The 18,390-nt window shown below is 34.9% G+C and carries 17 protein-coding genes; 5 read left to right on the forward strand and 12 right to left on the reverse strand.

From position 1 onward, the window contains the following. From rplD to rpsL, 6 genes are all read right to left on the reverse strand, one after another. Window positions 1-630, reverse strand: a complete 630-nt coding sequence (gene rplD, locus FEZ18_RS03100) for a 50S ribosomal protein L4 (RefSeq protein WP_153266969.1) — start codon at window positions 628-630, stop codon at window positions 1-3. Beyond that, complete coding sequence (gene rplC, locus FEZ18_RS03105; RefSeq protein WP_153266970.1) at window positions 630-1,244, reverse strand: 50S ribosomal protein L3; 615 nt, start codon at window positions 1,242-1,244, stop codon at window positions 630-632. The genes rplD and rplC overlap by 1 nt, the downstream gene beginning before the upstream one ends. 152 nt (window positions 1,245-1,396) lie before the next feature. Further along, window positions 1,397-1,702, reverse strand: a complete 306-nt coding sequence (gene rpsJ, locus FEZ18_RS03110; protein WP_129018480.1) for a 30S ribosomal protein S10 — start codon at window positions 1,700-1,702, stop codon at window positions 1,397-1,399. A gap of 12 nt (window positions 1,703-1,714) precedes the next feature. Then, on the reverse strand, window positions 1,715-3,841 hold the full coding sequence (gene fusA, locus FEZ18_RS03115) for an elongation factor G (RefSeq protein ID WP_153266971.1): 2,127 nt from the start codon (window positions 3,839-3,841) through the stop codon (window positions 1,715-1,717). A gap of 6 nt (window positions 3,842-3,847) precedes the next feature. Next, the gene (gene rpsG, locus FEZ18_RS03120) at window positions 3,848-4,324 is read right to left on the reverse strand and encodes a 30S ribosomal protein S7 (protein ID WP_153266972.1); all 477 of its coding nucleotides are present in this window, start codon (window positions 4,322-4,324) and stop codon (window positions 3,848-3,850) included. 82 nt (window positions 4,325-4,406) lie between these two features. Further along, window positions 4,407-4,781 carry a 30S ribosomal protein S12 gene (rpsL, locus tag FEZ18_RS03125; protein WP_153266973.1) on the reverse strand — a complete coding sequence of 125 codons (375 nt, stop codon included), beginning with the start codon at window positions 4,779-4,781 and terminating at the stop codon, window positions 4,407-4,409. A gap of 717 nt (window positions 4,782-5,498) precedes the next feature. Here rpsL and FEZ18_RS03130 point away from each other — a divergent pair. The 3 genes from FEZ18_RS03130 to rlmB all read left to right on the forward strand — a co-directional run bounded on the left by FEZ18_RS03130 (window position 5,499) and on the right by rlmB (window position 11,086). Further along, a complete protein-coding gene (locus tag FEZ18_RS03130) occupies window positions 5,499-8,738 on the forward strand; it encodes a SusC/RagA family TonB-linked outer membrane protein (RefSeq protein WP_153266974.1) in 3,240 nt (1,079 codons plus the stop codon). A 19-nt stretch (window positions 8,739-8,757) separates the two neighbouring features. Further along, complete coding sequence (locus tag FEZ18_RS03135) at window positions 8,758-10,074, forward strand: SusD/RagB family nutrient-binding outer membrane lipoprotein (RefSeq protein ID WP_153266975.1); 1,317 nt, start codon at window positions 8,758-8,760, stop codon at window positions 10,072-10,074. Window positions 10,075-10,351: 277 nt separating this feature from the next. Then, the gene (rlmB, locus tag FEZ18_RS03140) at window positions 10,352-11,086 is read left to right on the forward strand and encodes a 23S rRNA (guanosine(2251)-2'-O)-methyltransferase RlmB (RefSeq protein ID WP_153266976.1); all 735 of its coding nucleotides are present in this window, start codon (window positions 10,352-10,354) and stop codon (window positions 11,084-11,086) included. Window positions 11,087-11,103: 17 nt separating this feature from the next. Here the strand turns inward: rlmB and FEZ18_RS03145 are convergent, their stop codons facing one another. Further along, window positions 11,104-11,838 (reverse strand): rhomboid family intramembrane serine protease, encoded by a 735-nt coding sequence (locus tag FEZ18_RS03145; RefSeq protein WP_153266977.1) that lies wholly within the window; start codon window positions 11,836-11,838, stop codon window positions 11,104-11,106. A gap of 148 nt (window positions 11,839-11,986) precedes the next feature. Here FEZ18_RS03145 and FEZ18_RS03150 point away from each other — a divergent pair, with 148 nt between their 5' ends. Then, window positions 11,987-13,264, forward strand: a complete 1,278-nt coding sequence (locus tag FEZ18_RS03150) for a replication-associated recombination protein A (protein WP_153266978.1) — start codon at window positions 11,987-11,989, stop codon at window positions 13,262-13,264. Window positions 13,265-13,416: 152 nt separating this feature from the next. Here the strand turns inward: FEZ18_RS03150 and FEZ18_RS03155 are convergent, their stop codons facing one another. From FEZ18_RS03155 to radC, 4 genes are all read right to left on the reverse strand, one after another. Next, the gene (locus tag FEZ18_RS03155) at window positions 13,417-14,241 is read right to left on the reverse strand and encodes a hypothetical protein (RefSeq protein ID WP_153266979.1); all 825 of its coding nucleotides are present in this window, start codon (window positions 14,239-14,241) and stop codon (window positions 13,417-13,419) included. A gap of 49 nt (window positions 14,242-14,290) precedes the next feature. Next, window positions 14,291-14,980 (reverse strand): YjjG family noncanonical pyrimidine nucleotidase, encoded by a 690-nt coding sequence (locus FEZ18_RS03160; RefSeq protein ID WP_153266980.1) that lies wholly within the window; start codon window positions 14,978-14,980, stop codon window positions 14,291-14,293. Further along, window positions 14,977-16,272: a polysaccharide deacetylase family protein gene (locus FEZ18_RS03165; protein WP_153266981.1), complete on the reverse strand. Its 1,296-nt coding sequence runs from the start codon at window positions 16,270-16,272 to the stop codon at window positions 14,977-14,979. Before FEZ18_RS03165 ends, FEZ18_RS03160 begins: the two co-directional genes overlap by 4 nt. 81 nt (window positions 16,273-16,353) lie before the next feature. Next, window positions 16,354-17,055, reverse strand: a complete 702-nt coding sequence (gene radC, locus FEZ18_RS03170) for a RadC family protein (protein ID WP_153266982.1) — start codon at window positions 17,053-17,055, stop codon at window positions 16,354-16,356. A 65-nt stretch (window positions 17,056-17,120) separates the two neighbouring features. Here radC and FEZ18_RS03175 point away from each other — a divergent pair, with 65 nt between their 5' ends. Next, a complete protein-coding gene (locus FEZ18_RS03175) occupies window positions 17,121-17,720 on the forward strand; it encodes an FMN-binding negative transcriptional regulator (RefSeq protein ID WP_153266983.1) in 600 nt (199 codons plus the stop codon). A 296-nt stretch (window positions 17,721-18,016) separates the two neighbouring features. Here the strand turns inward: FEZ18_RS03175 and FEZ18_RS03180 are convergent, their stop codons facing one another. Continuing rightward, a complete protein-coding gene (locus FEZ18_RS03180) occupies window positions 18,017-18,319 on the reverse strand; it encodes a monooxygenase (RefSeq protein ID WP_153266984.1) in 303 nt (100 codons plus the stop codon). Between the last annotated feature and the right edge of the window lie 71 nt (window positions 18,320-18,390).

Consider the following 18,390-nt stretch of genomic DNA (forward strand, 5'->3'; position numbering starts at 1 on the left):
CTATTTACTTAAATTTGTTTCAATTCCTGCTAACGCACCTTCTAAAAACACTACTTGATTAGCGTTTAAAATTTTGTAAGTGCTTAATTCTGAGAATAATACAACATCAGAACCTTTTAAATTACGCGAAGACAAATATACATTATTATTTGGCTCACCCAACACAAAGAGTGTTTTTTTATCCTCTAGCTTTAAGGCCTTTAAAACCGATGTGAAATTTTTAGTCTTTACAGAATCGAAGTTAAAATCTTCTAAAACTGTAATAGATTGCTCACCTGCTTTGATACTTAAAGCAGATTTACGTGCTAAACGCTTGAGGTTTTTATTAAGTTTGAAGCTGTAATTTCTTGGTCTTGGGCCGAACATACGACCACCGCCCTTAAAAATACCAGACTTAATACTTCCCGCTCTTGCTGTACCGGTTCCTTTTTGCTTTTTAATCTTACGTGTACTCCCAGAGATTTCTGCACGCTCTTTCGATTTGTGCGTTCCCTGACGTTGGTTTGCTAAATATTGTTTAACATCCAAATATACGGCGTGATTATTAGGCTCTATAGCGAACACATCGTTAGAAAGGTCTGCCTTTCTACCTGTGTCTTTTCCGTTTATATCTAAAACTGCTACTTTCATTATTTTCTAATAATTACATAAGCGTTTTTGTGACCAGGAACACATCCTTTTACCACAAGTAGATTCTTTTCAGCAACTACCTTTAAAACTCTTAAATTTTGAACTTTAACTGTTTCTCCACCCATTCTACCGGCCATTTTCATGCCTTTGAATATTCGAGCAGGATAAGACGCCGCACCAACAGAACCTGGAGCTCTACCCATGCTTTGTTGACCGTGTGTTCTTTCAGAACCAGCGAATCCATGACGTTTTACAACACCTTGAAATCCTTTTCCTTTAGAGGTCCCTGCGATATCCACAAAATCACCTTCTGCAAAATGATCTACAGTGATAGCATCACCTAACTTGTACTCCTCATCAAAACCTTTAAATTCAACGATTTTGCGTTTTACAGAAGTTCCCGCTTTTTTAGCATGACCTAAGGCCGCTTTTGTTGCGCTTTTTTCTGTCGCGTCATCGAAACCTAATTGAACAGCTTTATAGCCGTCAACCTCTTCAGTTCTGACTTGGGTAACGATACATGGTCCAGCTTCGATTACTGTACATGGTATATTCTTACCATTTTCGTCGAAAATGCTGGTCATACCGATTTTTTTTCCAATTAACCCAGACATATTTATTATTTATTAATTATTACTATGGTGTTGATACCCTATCAACTTTTATAATTCGCTATAAACATTCAAGGCCGAAAATACGTTTCAGCCTTGAATTGTATTTTTACCGTTTTTCCTTCGCTCGCAGCTCAGGACATGTTAGTTTATTACTAAACTTTTATCTCTACTTCAACCCCACTTGGTAATTCAAGCTTCATCAAGGCATCAATTGTTTTTGATGACGACGAGTAGATATCAAGTAAACGCTTGTAAGAGCTTAATTGAAATTGTTCTCTAGCCTTTTTATTAACGTGTGGTGAACGTAATACAGTGAAAATTTTCTTGTGCGTTGGTAATGGAATTGGTCCCGTTACAACAGCTCCTGTACTTTTTACTGTTTTTACAATCTTATCAGCAGATTTGTCTACTAAGCTGTGATCGTAAGACTTTAACTTTATTCTGATTTTTTGACTCATTTTTCTTAAAATTTACGATTCAACGCCTTTAGCTGCATTTATAACTTCCTCTGCAATGTTAGAAGGTGTTTCAGCATAATGTGAGAATTCCATTGTTGATGTTGCACGACCAGATGACAAAGTTCGTAATGTAGTTACATAACCAAACATTTCTGATAATGGTACGGTAGCCTTCACTGTTTTAGCTCCTGCTCTGTCACCCATATCACTCACCTGTCCACGTCTACGGTTTAAATCTCCTACAATGTCACCCATGTTTTCTTCAGGAGTAATTACCTCAAGTTTCATAATAGGTTCCATGATTACAGCTTTTGCAGCTTTTGCAGAATTTCTAAATCCAAGTTTAGCCGCTAATTCGAATGATAACTGATCTGAATCCACATCGTGGTAAGATCCATCTTTCAAGGTCACTTTCATAGCATCTACCTCATAACCTGCAAGTGGTCCATTAACCATAGCCATTTTAAATCCTTTTTCAATTGAAGGGATAAATTCTTTTGGAACGTTACCACCTTTAATTTCAGATATAAATTGCAATCCAGTTACACCTTCATCAGCAGGCTCAATAGTAAACACAATATCAGCAAACTTACCTCGACCACCAGATTGTTTCTTGTAAACTTCTCTATGATCGGCTGCTTGTGTAATAGCTTCTTTATACTCAACTTGTGGTTGCCCTTGATTTACTTCAACCTTAAACTCTCGCTTTAAACGGTCTACAATAATATCTAAGTGCAGCTCACCCATTCCAGAAATAATAGTCTGTCCTGATGCTTCGTCTGTTCTTGCAGTAAATGTAGGATCTTCTTCAGAAAGCTTAGATAAAGCCATTCCCAATTTATCTACATCTGCCTTAGTCTTAGGTTCAACAGCGATACCAATTACTGGATCTGGAAAATCCATAGACTCTAAAACAATAGGATGTTTTTCATCAGACATAGTATCACCAGTCTTAATGTCTTTAAATCCTACCGCTGCTCCAATATCACCTGCTTCGATAAAATCAATAGCATTTTGTTTATTTGAATGCATTTGATAAATACGTGAGATACGCTCTTTCTTACCTGAACGATTGTTCAAGATGTAAGAACCTGCATCTAAACGACCAGAATAGGCTCTAAAGAATGCTAAACGACCTACAAAAGGATCGGTTGCAATTTTAAAGGCAAGTGCTGCAAAAGGATCCTGAACACTAGGCTTACGTATTTCCTCTTCGCCTGTTACCGGATTTGTTCCTACGATACTTTCTCTATCCATTGGAGATGGTAAGTAACGACAAACAGCATCTAATAAAAACTGCACACCTTTATTCTTGAATGAAGAACCACACACCATTGGTATAATGGCCATATCCATAACAGCAGCTCTTAATGCAGCGTGCACCTCGTCTTCTGTGATAGAATCTTCATCTTCCATGAATTTTTCTAGCAAGTTCTCGTCGTAACTAGCAACTTCCTCTATTAATAAAGCACGGTATTGACGCACTTCTTCTTTCATTTCTTCAGGAATTGGCACCACATCGAAAGTAGAACCATAATTTTCATCATGCCATACAATCGCTCTATTCTTAACTAAATCTACAATACCTTTAAATCCATCTTCTTCACCTATGTTAAGAACAATTGGCACTGCATTAGATTTCAACATGTCTTTAACTTGTTGACAAACCCCTAAAAAGTCTGCACCTTGACGATCCATTTTATTAACGAATCCAATTCTAGGCACTTTATAGTTATCTGCTAACCTCCAGTTCGTTTCAGACTGAGGCTCAACACCATCTACAGCACTAAATAAAAACACTAAACCATCCAGTACACGTAAAGAACGATTTACCTCTACGGTAAAATCTACGTGACCAGGAGTATCGATAATATTAAAGTGATAATCTTTAGCATCTTCAGTTGGTTGTCCATTTTCCATTGGGAATGTCCAATCACAAGTAGTCGCGGCAGAAGTAATGGTAATACCTCTTTCGGCTTCTTGCTCCATCCAGTCCATCGTAGACGAACCTTGATGCGTTTCACCCATTTTATGGTTAACGCCCGTATAAAAAAGAATACGCTCTGTTGTTGTCGTTTTACCAGCATCAATGTGAGCCGCAATTCCTATGTTTCTTGTAAGTTTTAAATCTCTTGCCATATCGTCTTAAAATCTAAAGTGAGAGAATGCTTTATTTGCTTCTGCCATTTTATGAGTATCTACTCTTTTCTTAACTGCCGCACCTTCTTCTTTAGCTGCCGCTAAAACCTCAGAAGCTAAACGTAAAGCCATAGACTTCTCATTTCTCTTTCTCGAATAAGTAATCAACCACTTCATAGCGGTAGAAACCTTACGATCTGGACGAATCTGCATTGGTATCTGAAAAGTTGCACCACCTACACGACGACTACGTACTTCTACGTGAGGCATCACATTAGATAAGGCGTCTTTCCACACCTCTAGTCCCGATTTTTCTTCATCAGTTTTTTTTGACTCTACAATATCAATCGCATCGTAGAACACTTTAAAAGCTACCGATTTTTTACCATCCCACATCATCATATTAACGAAACGCGTCACTAATTGATCATTAAACTTTGGATCTGGTAAAAGAGGCCTCTTTTTTGCTGCTTTTTTTCTCATGTCTTCTTTTTGAGTTTTTAGTTATTAGTTTACCGTTATTGTTTAAAATTTAAAACCCTAACTTTAAACTTCTAACTTTGTTTTACTTCTTAGGGCGTTTTGCACCATACTTAGATCTACGTTGCGTTCTACCCGTAACACCAGCTGTGTCTAAAGCACCACGTACAATGTGATATCTAACTCCTGGTAAATCTTTTACCCTTCCACCTCTAACCAATACTATCGAGTGCTCTTGTAGATTATGTCCTTCTCCACCAATGTATGCGTTAACCTCGTTCCCGTTTGTTAAACGCACCCTTGCCACCTTACGCATTGCTGAGTTAGGTTTTTTAGGAGTTGTTGTGTAAACACGAGTACATACACCACGTCTTTGCGGACAAGAATCTAAAGCAGCCGATTTACTCTTCTTGGTTATTTTGGCTCTTCCTTTTCTTACTAATTGCGAAATTGTTGGCATATTAATTAAATATAATTTTTATTATCCTCTTTTTTAAGAGGCTGCAAAGTTAGAAATTAAATTGAATAATTCAAACACTAATACATTAATTTTCAATAGAATTTGAAATTATTTATATTTTTATTTTTCGGCACGCTTGAGATTAAAAAAAAATTAAACTGTCAGGCCGCTCATTCTTCTAAAAAAAATAAAAACAAAGGCTCAGTATAATCTGGGAAAGAATTGATGGATAGCACCTATTATGCTCTCTGTTCTCGTAAATCATTTTAAAACAACAGCGCCAAGTTTTTTTTAAATAATAAAGTCTTTAATAATGATAAGTATAAATAATGATAACTATAATTATCACAAGGTAAATTACTTAGTCATCAAGCCTAAATAAAAAACTTATATGCAAAAAGCGAATCACTAAAAACAGTTGCAACACCATCATTGAAAAATATATAAGACGTCATATTAAAAAAAAAAAAAAAAAAAAAAAAACGATATGACTCACCCAAACCAAAAGAGCGATTTGCTGCATAAAGCAAAAAAAAAAAAAAAAAAAAACCGCTAAAACCTTCAAACCGTTCAAATTAAAAACCCCAAAAACACCAACAACGATAGTAACTAACTTGAGAATAAAAAATACCTATATCACAAACTTTAACTTTTATTTGTTGTTTTATTAACTTTATTTTATGATTTTTGACGTTGACTAATTCAAATAATTATAAAATGAAAACAAAGTTTAATGGAATTTTAACGCTATTTCTAGCGTTTGTTGTGCAATTTGCATTTGCACAAGAAAAGACAATTTCTGGGACAGTTTCAGACGAATCTGGAATGCCGCTGCCTGGAACAACAGTCTTAGTAAAAGGTACAACCACTGGCACATCGACAGATTTCGATGGCAAATATTCAATCAATGCGAATCAAGGGGCCACCTTGGTTTTTAGCTTTGTTGGGTATACTACTCAGGAGGTTACAGTCGGAGTTTCGAACACTGTAAATGTGTCTTTGCAGGAGGATGCCGAGTCTCTTGATGAGGTTATTATTACTGCCTTAGGTATAGAAAAGAAAAAAGATGATGACCTTTCTTCTTCTACCACAGTTAGCGCGGAAGACATCCAAAAATCAGGAGAATCTGGTGTTATTCAAGGTTTGGCTGGTAAAACTTCTGGTCTTAAAATTACCAGAAACTCTGGAGACCCTGGAGCAGGTGCTTTTATACAAATTAGAGGACAAAATACCATTTTAGGAAACGGCTCGCCTTTAATTGTTGTAGATGGTATACCAATGTCTAACAGTAGTATTGGTGGAGATGTAGATGGTGTTACCCAACAATCCAGACTTAATGATATAAACCCTGATGATATAGAAAACGTTACTGTATTAAAAGGTGCAGCAGCTGCTGCAGTTTGGGGTACAGGTGCTGCGAACGGTGTTATTTTAATCAATACCAAAAAAGGTAAAGGGAGAAATAAAGTATCGGTATCTGTAAGAAGCACAATAGCTATTGATGTTATTAATATTGAATTTGACAAACAAAACAAATTTGGTCAGGGAGTTAATGGAGAATATTCACTTAGTGGATTATCATGGGGTGATAAAATAGCAGATCGTTCTGGTGGTGCCGATGGTTTTATAGTAGGCAACCAAAGATTAGAATCTATCACAGGAAATATTATATATCCTTTAGATACAAACCCTGATGGCTCACTAGCCAAAAACTCACGAGAAGTTTTTAATCAAAAAAATAGAGATGCCATTTTTGGTACAGGGTTTACTTGGGATAAATCTATTGGGATTAATTTTTCTGGTGACGTATTTAAGACTTATTTAAGTTTTTCAGATTGGGATCAAGAAGGGATTATTAAAGGAAAATCTAATTATAGAAGACAAACGCTACGTTTAAATCATGTTGTTGATTTAACTGATAAATTTTCAATCCAATTTAACACATCGTATGCAAAGGTGGTTTCAGACCGTATACAGCAAGGTTCAAATCTTAATGGTTTATACCTTGGTTACTTAAGAAATGCTCCTGACTTTGATATCACTGATTACAAAGGTACTTTTTACAATAGTGCCAATGTACCAACGGCGAACTACCACAGAACTTACAGAAACCATGTTGGCGGTGGCGGAGCTATTTATAACAACCCGCTTTGGACAATTAATGAGCAGGCTAACCCAAACCAAGTTGAACGTTTTACTATTGCTCCTCAACTTACATGGAAAATAAAAGATAACATGAGCGTAATTGCACGCTACGGAATCGATTACTATACTGACCATAGAGAAACATTCTTTCCAGTTAATTCTGCTGGAAGTGGTGTAGGTCTTTACGAGCAACAAGACATCAATGAAAAAGTACAAAACTTTAATATTTTTATTCAATCTAGCCACGACATTAGCGATGATTTTAATTTAAATTGGGTTCTTGGAACTTCATTGGATAGAAAAGAATTGGCATGGGTTACAGGTACTTCAGAAAATTTCACAAACCCTATAGTTGATGACCTTAGAATATTTAGTAATGCTTCAGCTGCAGATAATTCCATAGAGAATTATAAGGAAGAAACTCGAAAACATGGAGCTTATGCAACTATAGGAACAGAATTGTTTAATCAACTATATTTTGAGTTTGCAGGACGTTATGAAAGACCATCTACATTAGAGACTAATTTATTCTATCCGAGTGCCTCTTTTGGATGGAAATTCTCTGAGATTATTGGTGAGAACGATATCTTAAGCTTTGGTAAGATAAGAGCATCTTACGGTGAAATTGGAATCGAGCCACAACCTTATCTTTTAAGTTCTACTTTTTCTGCTGGTGGTGCAACGAGTAGCGTAGAATCAAGCTGGGGAGATGGATTAAATAATGCTGCCTACGGTAACCCTTTTCAAAGAGATGTTATTGCAGGTAATCCAGACCTAAAAGAAGAACGTGTAAAAGAATTCGAAGTTGGAGCAGACATACGCTTCTTTAATAACAAAATTACACTAGGAGCAACCTATTACGATAGAACAACTGAAGATGCAATATTAGATTTACCCGTACCTAATAGTACTGGGTTTACATCACAGTTTAGAAACGCTGCCGAAATCTCTAATAAAGGATTCGAAATAGATTTAAGCGCAAATATTATTAACAGTGGAGATTTAAAATGGTCTTTAAACACCATGTTCTCAAAAAATAAGAGTCTTGTTAAAAGTTTAAGTGGGGTGAAGGAATATGGATTAAATGGTTTTACTTCGGCTTCTTCAAGTTTAGTTGAAGGTGAACCTTTTGGAGTGATTTTTGGTAATGAATTTGCCAGAGACGCTAATGGTGAGATGATTTTAGAGAATGGCTTCCCTACAACTACTGCAGGCTATGAGGCCGTAGTACTTGGAGATCCAAATCCAGATTGGATTGGTGGCTTAGGGACAGTTGTTTCCTATAAAAACTTTACACTTTCCGCTCAATTTGAAACATCTCAAGGAAATGATGTTTGGACTGGAACGGAAGGCGTTCTAAATTATTTTGGAATTAGTGAAGTAACCGCTAATGAATCTGTGTCTAATCAAGATTTACGAGTTTATAATTCTACTGATGTGATTCCCGCTGGAACCGTTTTTAGAGGTAACATTAAAGACTTTGGTGATGGCGATGTTGCTTTAACTCAATCGTGGTACACCGCAGAAGGTGGAGGATTTGGTAATGTAACAGAGGGTTTTGTTAAAGACGCTTCTTGGACACGTTTAAGAGAACTTTCTCTTACCTATGATTTCAACACAGCTTTAATTGAAAACACGGGAATTACTGAACTACAATTAAGTGTGACAGGACGTAATTTATTTTTATGGACTGATATTGAAGGATTTGATCCAGATTTAAATTTAACAGGAGCGAGTAAAGGTAGAGGATTAGATTATTTTACTAATCCAGCAACTAAATCCTTTCTTATGACCGTTACAATAGGATTCTAACTAAAAAAGACAATATATTATGAAACAAATAAAATTATATACATTATCACTATTTATGGCTGTTTTAACACTCGCCTCTTGTAGTGAATATACCGATGGTATTAATGACGACCCGAATGCATTCACTTCTGCTCCAGCAGAATTATTGTTAGGAAATGCACAATTGTCGATTATTACCCTATCTGAAAGTCAGGCAGCAAGAGTAGCTGGGATTTTCACAGATCAGTTTACAGGTGCAGATAGACAATTTATCCCTTTAAATAGTTATACGACTTCCAATACGGACTATGATGACATTTGGTCAGATTTGTATGTCGAAGGTGCTACACAAGCAGATTTAGCAATAAAAAAGGCTGCTGAAGAAGGTAATACAGTGCTTGAAGGTGTTGCTGAGATAAATTTAGCTTTATTAATGGGTGAAGCAGCAGCTCTTTTTGGAGATGTACCATTTACAGAAGCCTTTGATGCTCAAGCATTCCCTGAGCCTAATTTCGATGCGCAAGCAGACGTTTTAAATAGTGTTCAAGATTTATTAACTTCTGGAATTTCTAAAGTAGGTTCTACACCTGTTTCCATATATGGCGATTTAAGGTTTGCTAGTAATGGTGCAACATGGGCGGAAGTAGCTCACTCCCTTAAAGCACGTTATTATTTAGTTGCCAAAGATTATCCTTCTGCATTGGCAGAAGCTAGGCTAGGCATATCATCTAGTAATGGAGATTTAGTGGCTAGTCACTCTTCAACAGTTGGTGCAAAAAATTTATTTTTTGTATTTACAAAAGTAGAAAGAGAGGGTTACTTAACAACTGAAGGATCACATCTATACAATCTGGTATCTGGTGCGACACCAAGATTATTAGCAACACCAGGAGAAACCCAAAGAGAAGCGTATTACTATGCAGACAATGTTAATCCTAATACAGCCTCTGGTGGTGTTTTTGCTGAAGACGCAGATTTCCCAATCATCTCTTATATAGAAACTAAGTTGATTGAAGCTGAAGCAGCACAAAGAACTGGTGATGACGCCCTAACCCCTTTTAATGCTGTAAGAACAGAATTAGCAGGAATTTATGGTGGTGCTTTCCCAGCAACTACATCTACCGGAGCAACACTTTTAGAAGAAATTTTAGAAGAAAAGTATATTTCTCTAATTGGGTCTTTACAAGTTTTTCATGATGTTAGACGTACAAATAACTTAATTGGTGTACCAATTAAAAATGCAGATACGCCTATTTTACCACAAAGGTTTCTTTATCCTTTAAATGAAATAAATTCTAACACAAACACCCCTGCAACATCTGTAGGTCTTTATGATACTACTCAAGTTAATCAATAGTTATCTAGCTTAAAAAGCTAGTAAATAAACTAAAGCTGAACAATAAGATTATTGTTCAGCTTTTTTTATGTACTTAAAACCTCTTAGCAATTCCAAAACATGGTTAACAATAAATTATACACATACTTATAAACACTTCAATTACTACTATGCAAAAGAATGTTAAAATCTGATCACATTAAAGTCACTATTTAGATCACTTTACCAAAGAGTGTCTTGAAATAATAATAAATTTAATAACTGACACAAAATAGCCTAAGTTTTTTACCTTTGCATAATGCAAGATCAAACACAGATATTCGGATTAAGAGCCATTATAGAAGCGATTAATGCTAACAAAACCATAGATAAAGTTTTTCTCCAAAAAGGACTAAAAGGTGAATTATTTAGCGAGTTAGAGACGTTGTTAAACAGAAACGCTATAAATAAGTCTTATGTTCCTGTCGAAAAGCTTAATCGCTTAACAACTAAGAACCATCAAGGTGCTGTTGCTCAAATATCGCCTATTGCCTTCCATAATATGGAAGAGCTGATTGCAAACGTCATGGAATCTGGTAAAACACCTTTGTTTTTACTTTTAGATCAATTAAGTGACGTTCGTAATTTTGGTGCTATTATAAGAACTGCAGAATGCACAGGTGTAGATGGTATTATTATTCAGAAAAAAGGTGGTGCTCCTGTAAATGGCGATACGATTAAAACCAGTGCTGGTGCCGTTTTTAAAATCCCTATTTGTAAAGTAGACCATATTAAAGATGCCGTATTTTATATGCAAGCTTCAGGAATTAAAGTCGTTGCTGCCACCGAAAAAACTCAATATATTTTATACGATGTATCCTTTAAAGAGCCCTGTGCCATTATTATGGGATCTGAAGCCAGAGGGATAAACCCCTCTACCTTAAAAGTAGTTGACGCTAAAGCTAAATTGCCTTTAATGGGTGATATTGAATCGTTAAATGTATCTGTAGCTTGCGGGGTGTTTTTGTATGAAGTCTTAAGACAAAGATTATAATTAAAAAATGTAATCATCTAATCCTCGGTTTTCTTGAATGTATAAACAACTGTGGGAGGCTCTATCTCGACTTCGGTTTCGGGAACTTCGAAAGATTCTATAAAATTACCGTTTTCATCAAAATGCTTTAAAAATGGGTCGTCCGCTTCATTATAATGTTCGTGTTCCCAGACATATTTTTTGGGTTGTGCAATTTCTTTCTTAAAAAATAAAGCGAAAAACAAGCCCGTTATTAAACCTCCTAAATGGCCTTCCCAAGAGATGCCTCTTTCCAGTGGTATGGCATACCAAATCATACTTCCGTAAAGAAAAATAACTAATAATGACAACGCAATAAGCCGATAATGCCCTGCAAAAACGCCTTTAAAAAAGGTAAAACTAACTAAAACGTATATGAGGCCGCTAACACCGATATGATATGATGGTCTGCCTATAACCCACGTGATAATACCTGAGAATAAAATGCCAAACCATAGTACTTTCCATGCAATATGTCGGTAAAAGTAAAACAATGCCGTCGACAATACTAACAGTGGAATTGTATTGTGGTAAATATGTTGAATATCGCCATGAATAAACGGACTAAACACGATGCCACGAAGGCCACTAAACGTTTGGGGATAAATACCATATTTGCTTAGATTGATTCCAAAACGAACTTCGAACCAAAAAACCAGCCATAGTATTAAAACGAATAAAATAGGATACGCGATTACCCCTGTAGAAAATTTAAAATGCTCTTTATTGCTCATTATACGTTAAAGATAACAAATAATTAATTATCACTAAATTTGATATTTAATTGAACTCTACTTACTATGGGTACAGAACTATACAAAATTTAGAAAGCCTAATAAGATAGTATTGTTTTGGGAAACGTAAATACTTTAATTTTTAGCCATGAATGAACCTTTAGCCGAACGTTTAAGACCAAAAACTTTAGAAGATTATGTGAGTCAATCGCATTTGGTGGGCCCTAACGGTGTACTTACTCAGCATATAAAACGGGGATTAATACCATCCATGATTTTTTGGGGACCACCCGGAACAGGAAAAACGACCCTTGCAAATATAATTGCTACAGCGTCTGGACGACCCTTTTATACGCTAAGTGCCATAAATTCTGGTGTTAAAGATATTCGTGATGTAATCGATAAAGCCAAACAAAGTGGCGGGTTATTTACAACTAAAAATCCGATTTTATTTATTGACGAAATACACAGATTTAGCAAATCGCAGCAAGACTCTTTATTACAGGCCGTTGAAAAAGGCTGGATAACCTTAATTGGTGCCACGACAGAAAACCCTAGCTTTGAAGTCATTTCAGCGCTTTTATCGCGCTGCCAAATTTACATTTTAAAGCCTTTTAGTAGAAACGATCTGGAAACACTTTTACATCGCGCCATGGAGAAAGACGATGTTATATCGAAAAAATCAATCGATTTAAAGGAAACCAAAGCCCTTTTAAAACTCTCTGGAGGTGACGCTAGGAAGTTGCTAAATATTTTTGAGTTGATTATAAATTCCTACGACACTAACACTATAATAATTACAGATGAGGAAGTTTTAAAAAAAATTCAAAATAATACCGTTAGGTACGACAAAACTGGCGAACAACATTACGACATTATTTCAGCCTTTATAAAATCAATTCGTGGTAGCGATCCTAATGCAGCCGTTTATTGGCTAGCACGCATGATTGAAGGAGGTGAAGATGTGAAATTTATTGCACGCCGCTTGCTCATTCTTGCCAGTGAAGATATTGGAAATGCTAACCCCACAGCTTTAGTAATAGCCAATAACACCTTTCAGGCCGTGACGACTATTGGCTACCCAGAATCTAGAATTGTTTTAAGTCAATGTGCTACCTATTTAGCGTGTTCGCCAAAGAGTAATGCCGCTTACCTAGCTATTAATACAGCACAACAACTGGTTAAAGAAACAGGAGATTTAAGTGTACCGCTCGAAATTCGTAATGCTCCCACAACACTCATGAAAGAACTCGGTTATGGTGATAATTACAAATATGCACACCATTATAACTCAAACTTTGTCGAACAAGAATTTATGCCAAACGACATAAAAAACACGACGCTTTACGATCCAGGAAATAACACGCGAGAAAATGCACAACGCGAATTTTTAAAACAACGATGGAAAGATAAATACGGGTACTAATTTTTCAGGAATGCCTTCTGGTTTGGGTTATTAATGAATAAGATCGTACCGTCCTAGAATAACCTAGAGCAGTATTTATTGTATCGATAACTCATCAAAACATAAGCTTAAGCACCCACGCAACGCGTGGTTTTGAAATCCTAAATTTATTTTTAAAATTTAATATTTAAGATGTCTTGTTTCAAATCATTTTTCACGTAATATTCTAAAACCCAATCATTGTCTTTCTTATAAATAAGAGCACTTTTGTTTTCGACTAAGAAAACGTCATTTAAATTTGTGGATTTTATTCTATACACAACTTTAGGAGTACTATCGACCAGCTGAAAACCGTTTTCAATCGCTTGGGCATACAAAATAGTCATGCTGGTGCGGGTTACTGTAGGTGTAACCGCTTTAATTTCAGATTCTAAGACCTCGACAGCAGCCTCATTTTCCTTTTTTAAAGGCACCATTTTTTCTTTTGGTTTTTGTATTTCTTGAGTGGTCTCATTGCCAATTGTATTCGCATTACCTGCGGTCACTAAAGCCTCACTTTTAGCTGGATTATATTTGTAATTTTGAGCACTCAAGGCTTGAAAGGTCTTGCGCATGGCATCGACATAGGCTTTGTCGAACTCTTTTATTCTACTTTCTCCTAAAGGCGAGGTATACACGACTCTGTCGTTACAATCTTTTAATTGAATTTTAAGTTTTGTTTTAAACAAACCCGATTCTTTTAACACATTAGCCTTTAAAGCTAAGCACCTATTAAAAATAAGCTCGTCTGGGTAAATTTCACTTTCCATTAAAGCAATAAACCCTTCTTTTTCAAATAAAAATTTTGCCAATTCGTTTAAGCGATATTGATTTTCTTCATTTAAAAAACCAAATTTTTTCGGAACAATTACGTATTTATAATCATTTAAAACAGATTGAGAGAATGCAGTACTAATTATAAAACAAGCTAAAAACAGTGAGATTAATTTAGTTTTCATATTTTTAAATATAGAGTTTAATGGTAAATGTAAATATACAATTTGTAAGTTATAAATAATTTTTTAACTGAAGTAAATCATTTATTTGCTTAAAACCAGTACCGACTTCCTTATTAAAATCTCCAAAATAAATAGCATCCATTCCAATATTTTTAGCCCCAAGTATATCGGCCTCGTAACTATCACCTATCATTAAAGCCTGGTCTACCGTGGTATTTGCGTTTTTAAGCGCGTAATTAAAAATTAAGGGATTGGGCTTTTTAACTCCTACAGATTCCGAATTTGTAACCGTTTTAAAATAAAGGTTAATCTTAGCGTTTTTTAGCTTCTTATGTTGAATTTCTCTAAATCCATTGGTAATAATATGGAGGGTGTATCTAGATTTTAAATAATCTAAGATCTCAAAGGTGTTGTCGAATAAGTGATTAAAGCTGCTTAAATGTGTGATATAATCGTCAGACAACTGGTTAATAAGCTTGTTATTAATTGCATAATTCATTGCAGTAAAGGCTTCGTTTAATCTACCGAAGCGCAGTGATGCTTTATCAATTTTTTCATCTCTATAAAGCCGCCAGTACTTTAGATTAATAGGTTCGTAATACGATAAAAATTCACGCAAATCAATTTGGACATTGTTCATTTTAAAAATTTTATCGAATGTTAATGCCGAATTTTTATCGAAATCCCAAAGGGTATGATCTAAGTCGAAAAAAATATCTGTGATGCCTTTAATTTTCATTTTGCTGATTCTAAAATAATATTAAATAGTTCTTTAAACCCTTTCCAGCGATGTATATTGCTAAAGGTATAGTTATGAAAAACGGGGACAAACTCGCCGTTTACCTTCTTTATTTCATTTATTATTTGATTTAATGCCTTCTTTTTGTCTAATTGTGATTGATTTTTTAACAAAGCAAAATCCATAAGGTGATAGCCATAAACTTTTAAAGGGGTCTGCGTTTCGTAATCTAAATCGTAAAATAAAAATGGTGTACAGGAACCTGCTCTAAACCCAATATGATTGATATAACCCATGGTATAATCTTCTTTAATTTCTAATTCGATAAGATTTCTGTAAGATTCGGGCAAATTAAGTTTAGAGTGAGAATGCCTCGATGCTGTTAAAGCGGTGTTTATAATCGCCTCCATTTGCAGTTTCTCTTTCTTTAAAATAGCACTGTCTTCCATAGCAAAATAAGAAGCTTTTAAGCCTACCGTACTATAGTCTGCCACTTGTTTTATAAGGGATCTCAATTTCTTTTTGTTAACATTTACACCTTTATCGTATGTGGAGTAATTGCCTATTAAAAAGAAAAACATAAATTTATAACGACACTGTTTTTGCTTATTGATTATATACTTAAAAGTATCGAAAGTGTCTTTTTTTAAACTTAAAATAATAACAAACCTTTCGTATAAACTTCTAAACCTAAATCGCAAAATATCTTTAATAGTACCGCCAAAAGTCCTTAAAAACCCCTGAAGCTTATATTTGTAGGCACTAGGCACATCAATTACCGGTTTAATACGATAGGATTTTTTTGGAAATTTAAAATCTGGTAAATGATCTTGCAAAGCGGCTTTAAATTTTAAAGCCCAAATATCGACAACTGGTTGATGTAAAAAATTATGTTTGAATGCCAAACTCTCGGTAGCCAAAAACCTACCATACGAGTCTCTTACTTGGGGTAAGTACTCCTCGTATCTGGATAATAAATAAAAAGATGCCGAAAAAATATCGAATGGTAAAGCACATTTCTCACCATTGTAAAAGAAACATTTGGTATCTTCCCAATCGTGTACTTGAATATCTAAATCCGACAGCCCTTGCTCAAATAATACATCGTGACTTTTAATAAAAAATTCGTTTGAAAGTTGCTGTCTTGTGTACGACATTTTTAAATTATCGTGTGCAATAAACTCTTCAATTACCGTTGTAAACTTAACATCTATACCCAAAATATTGGTGCAAATATGCTTAAATACATATTTTAATCTTGGGGTTATTTTGTGAGTGTAAACTAATAGCATATATAATGTTTAGCTGAGCTTTGTAACTATTTTAATATTTTGGAGTTCTTTTTGGAAACGTTTGCTTTTTTTTAATTTATGTTATAACATGGAGGCATCGGCAAAACTATAGTAAGCCTTTTCTGTTATAATTAAATGATCTAAAACTCTAATATCTATACTTTGAGCTGCCGTTTTTAACTTTTGAGTAATTTGTATATCGGCTTCACTGGGTTTTAAAGTTCCTGAAGGATGATTATGCACCAAAATTAAACCAATTGCTCCAAATTGCAGCGCATTTTTAAGAACTAAACGCACATCGACCAAAGTACCTGTTATACCTCCTTTACTCAATTGATTTTTTTGAATCACTTTATTAGAATTATTCAGATAAATAATCCAAAATTCTTCGTGTTCCAACTCACCTATTATAGGCTGCATCAATTCAAAAACCGATGTACTCGAACTAATTTTATATTTATCTAAAGCCGCCTCACTTCTTCGTCTTCTCCCTAATTCCATGGCTGCAACTACGGTAATAGCTTTAGCTTCGCCAATGCCTTTAAATGCCATTAATTGCTCTACAGACAGTTTACCTAGCTCACTTAAACTATTATTAACACTAGCAAATATGCGTTTGCATAAGGCTACAGCACTTTCTTCCCTATTGCCAGAACCTATTAAAATAGCAAGCAACTCTGCATCGCTTAAAGCAACTTTACCTTTGTGCAGTAATTTTTCACGTGGCTGATCGTCTTGTGCCCAATTTTTAATTGATAATGATGATGATTTCTCTATAGACATGTGATAAATATAATTATTGTAAATTTATAAAATTGTAATAACTATAAATAAATTCTTAAACCCAGTTGAAATATCCACCGAAACACTATCAAGAAAACAATATTAATCACCTAATAACCGTGATTAAAACCTATCCCCTAGCAACGCTAATTTCAGTAGAAAACAAGATGCCGCTAATAACACATTTACCTTTAATTTATAATAAAAAGGGGAAGCTTATTGGTCATATTGATAAAAACAACCCACAAGCAAAATTACTGAAAGACCAAATACCCATTAACGTTATCTTTTCTGGTCCTGACTGCTATATTTCTCCTAATGTTTGCAAAAGCTCTGAGTTGCCGACTTGGAATTACATAAAAGTACATTTAAAAGGCCAAGTAAGCGCCATTAATAGCACAGAAACCCTAAAACAAAGTTTAGTTGATTTGACAACATTTATGGAACATCCAGAACATCAATTCAAATTAGACATAAACCACCCCAAAATGCACAGTTTGATACATTATATACAGGGTTTTGAAATTGATATTACCCATTGGGAAGGAAAATTCAAGCTCTCGCGAGACAAAAACATTACAGACATGAGCCATGCCAAAGAAGAACTTATAAGAGTGCATCAAACGAGTATCAGATCTTTTTTAGACTCCATATTTAGTCGTTAAATACACCTTGATAGGATAAGGCTATATTGGTTTTGCCTAATTAAAAACCCCTATAATTTGAACGCTATTTGAAAAAGCAAGAAATGAGCTTTTAAAAAAACCTATTATTTTGTGTTGTTACTTAGAAACACAGAGAATAATGTCAAGTCTTTATTCACAATTATCTTGTAAATATTTATCATGCCAACCTAGCACTACAAAAAATAAGGTTGACACCAAAGCTTGAAAGAATTAAATGTTAAACTCAAAAAGGATTTAGATGATTCTAAAATAAATCATCTAAATCCCAAATCGCCTTAAAATGGCGCTTGTCCAATTGCAGAAAGATTTTCGTTTATTTCAAAAACCCTGCCTTTTATGTCTGTATATCCAAAGTTTTTTAAACGTTCGGAATGCATTTTAAGATACTGCTCTGCATGTTCTCGAGTGTCGAACATATACACACCACCCGCCATATTCTCTTTCTGGTTCTCCGTCCAAAATTTCCAAATAAAACCAGGTTCTTTAACAATACTTTCTGCAAGATCCTTCATTTGATTTGCCATTTCTTTTCCCCATACATCTTTATGCGGAAAATCTACATACATGATTACTGCCATAATATTTTAGTTCTAAATTAAGCCACAAAGTTATATAGAACACCTTATATTTCTGCAAAGAATACCATAAA

It is taken from the genome of Oceanihabitans sp. IOP_32 (assembly GCF_009498295.1).
In the GTDB taxonomy this organism is placed as follows: domain Bacteria; phylum Bacteroidota; class Bacteroidia; order Flavobacteriales; family Flavobacteriaceae; genus Wocania; species Wocania indica.

Bases quoted from the DNA above. Each gene is read 5' to 3' on its own strand.
- rplD (WP_153266969.1), bottom strand. From the start codon at position 630: ATGAAAGTAGCAGTTTTAGATATAAACGGAAAAGACACAGGTAGAAAG.
- rplC (WP_153266970.1), bottom strand. From the start codon at position 1,244: ATGTCTGGGTTAATTGGAAAAAAAATCGGTATGACCAGCATTTTCGAC.
- rpsJ (WP_129018480.1), bottom strand. From the start codon at position 1,702: ATGAGTCAAAAAATCAGAATAAAGTTAAAGTCTTACGATCACAGCTTA.
- fusA (WP_153266971.1), bottom strand. From the start codon at position 3,841: ATGGCAAGAGATTTAAAACTTACAAGAAACATAGGAATTGCGGCTCAC.
- rpsG (WP_153266972.1), bottom strand. From the start codon at position 4,324: ATGAGAAAAAAAGCAGCAAAAAAGAGGCCTCTTTTACCAGATCCAAAG.
- rpsL (WP_153266973.1), bottom strand. From the start codon at position 4,781: ATGCCAACAATTTCGCAATTAGTAAGAAAAGGAAGAGCCAAAATAACC.
- FEZ18_RS03130 (WP_153266974.1), top strand. From the start codon at position 5,499: ATGAAAACAAAGTTTAATGGAATTTTAACGCTATTTCTAGCGTTTGTT.
- FEZ18_RS03135 (WP_153266975.1), top strand. From the start codon at position 8,758: ATGAAACAAATAAAATTATATACATTATCACTATTTATGGCTGTTTTA.
- rlmB (WP_153266976.1), top strand. From the start codon at position 10,352: ATGCAAGATCAAACACAGATATTCGGATTAAGAGCCATTATAGAAGCG.
- FEZ18_RS03145 (WP_153266977.1), bottom strand. From the start codon at position 11,838: ATGAGCAATAAAGAGCATTTTAAATTTTCTACAGGGGTAATCGCGTAT.
- FEZ18_RS03150 (WP_153266978.1), top strand. From the start codon at position 11,987: ATGAATGAACCTTTAGCCGAACGTTTAAGACCAAAAACTTTAGAAGAT.
- FEZ18_RS03155 (WP_153266979.1), bottom strand. From the start codon at position 14,241: ATGAAAACTAAATTAATCTCACTGTTTTTAGCTTGTTTTATAATTAGT.
- FEZ18_RS03160 (WP_153266980.1), bottom strand. From the start codon at position 14,980: ATGAAAATTAAAGGCATCACAGATATTTTTTTCGACTTAGATCATACC.
- FEZ18_RS03165 (WP_153266981.1), bottom strand. From the start codon at position 16,272: ATGCTATTAGTTTACACTCACAAAATAACCCCAAGATTAAAATATGTA.
- radC (WP_153266982.1), bottom strand. From the start codon at position 17,055: ATGTCTATAGAGAAATCATCATCATTATCAATTAAAAATTGGGCACAA.
- FEZ18_RS03180 (WP_153266984.1), bottom strand. From the start codon at position 18,319: ATGGCAGTAATCATGTATGTAGATTTTCCGCATAAAGATGTATGGGGA.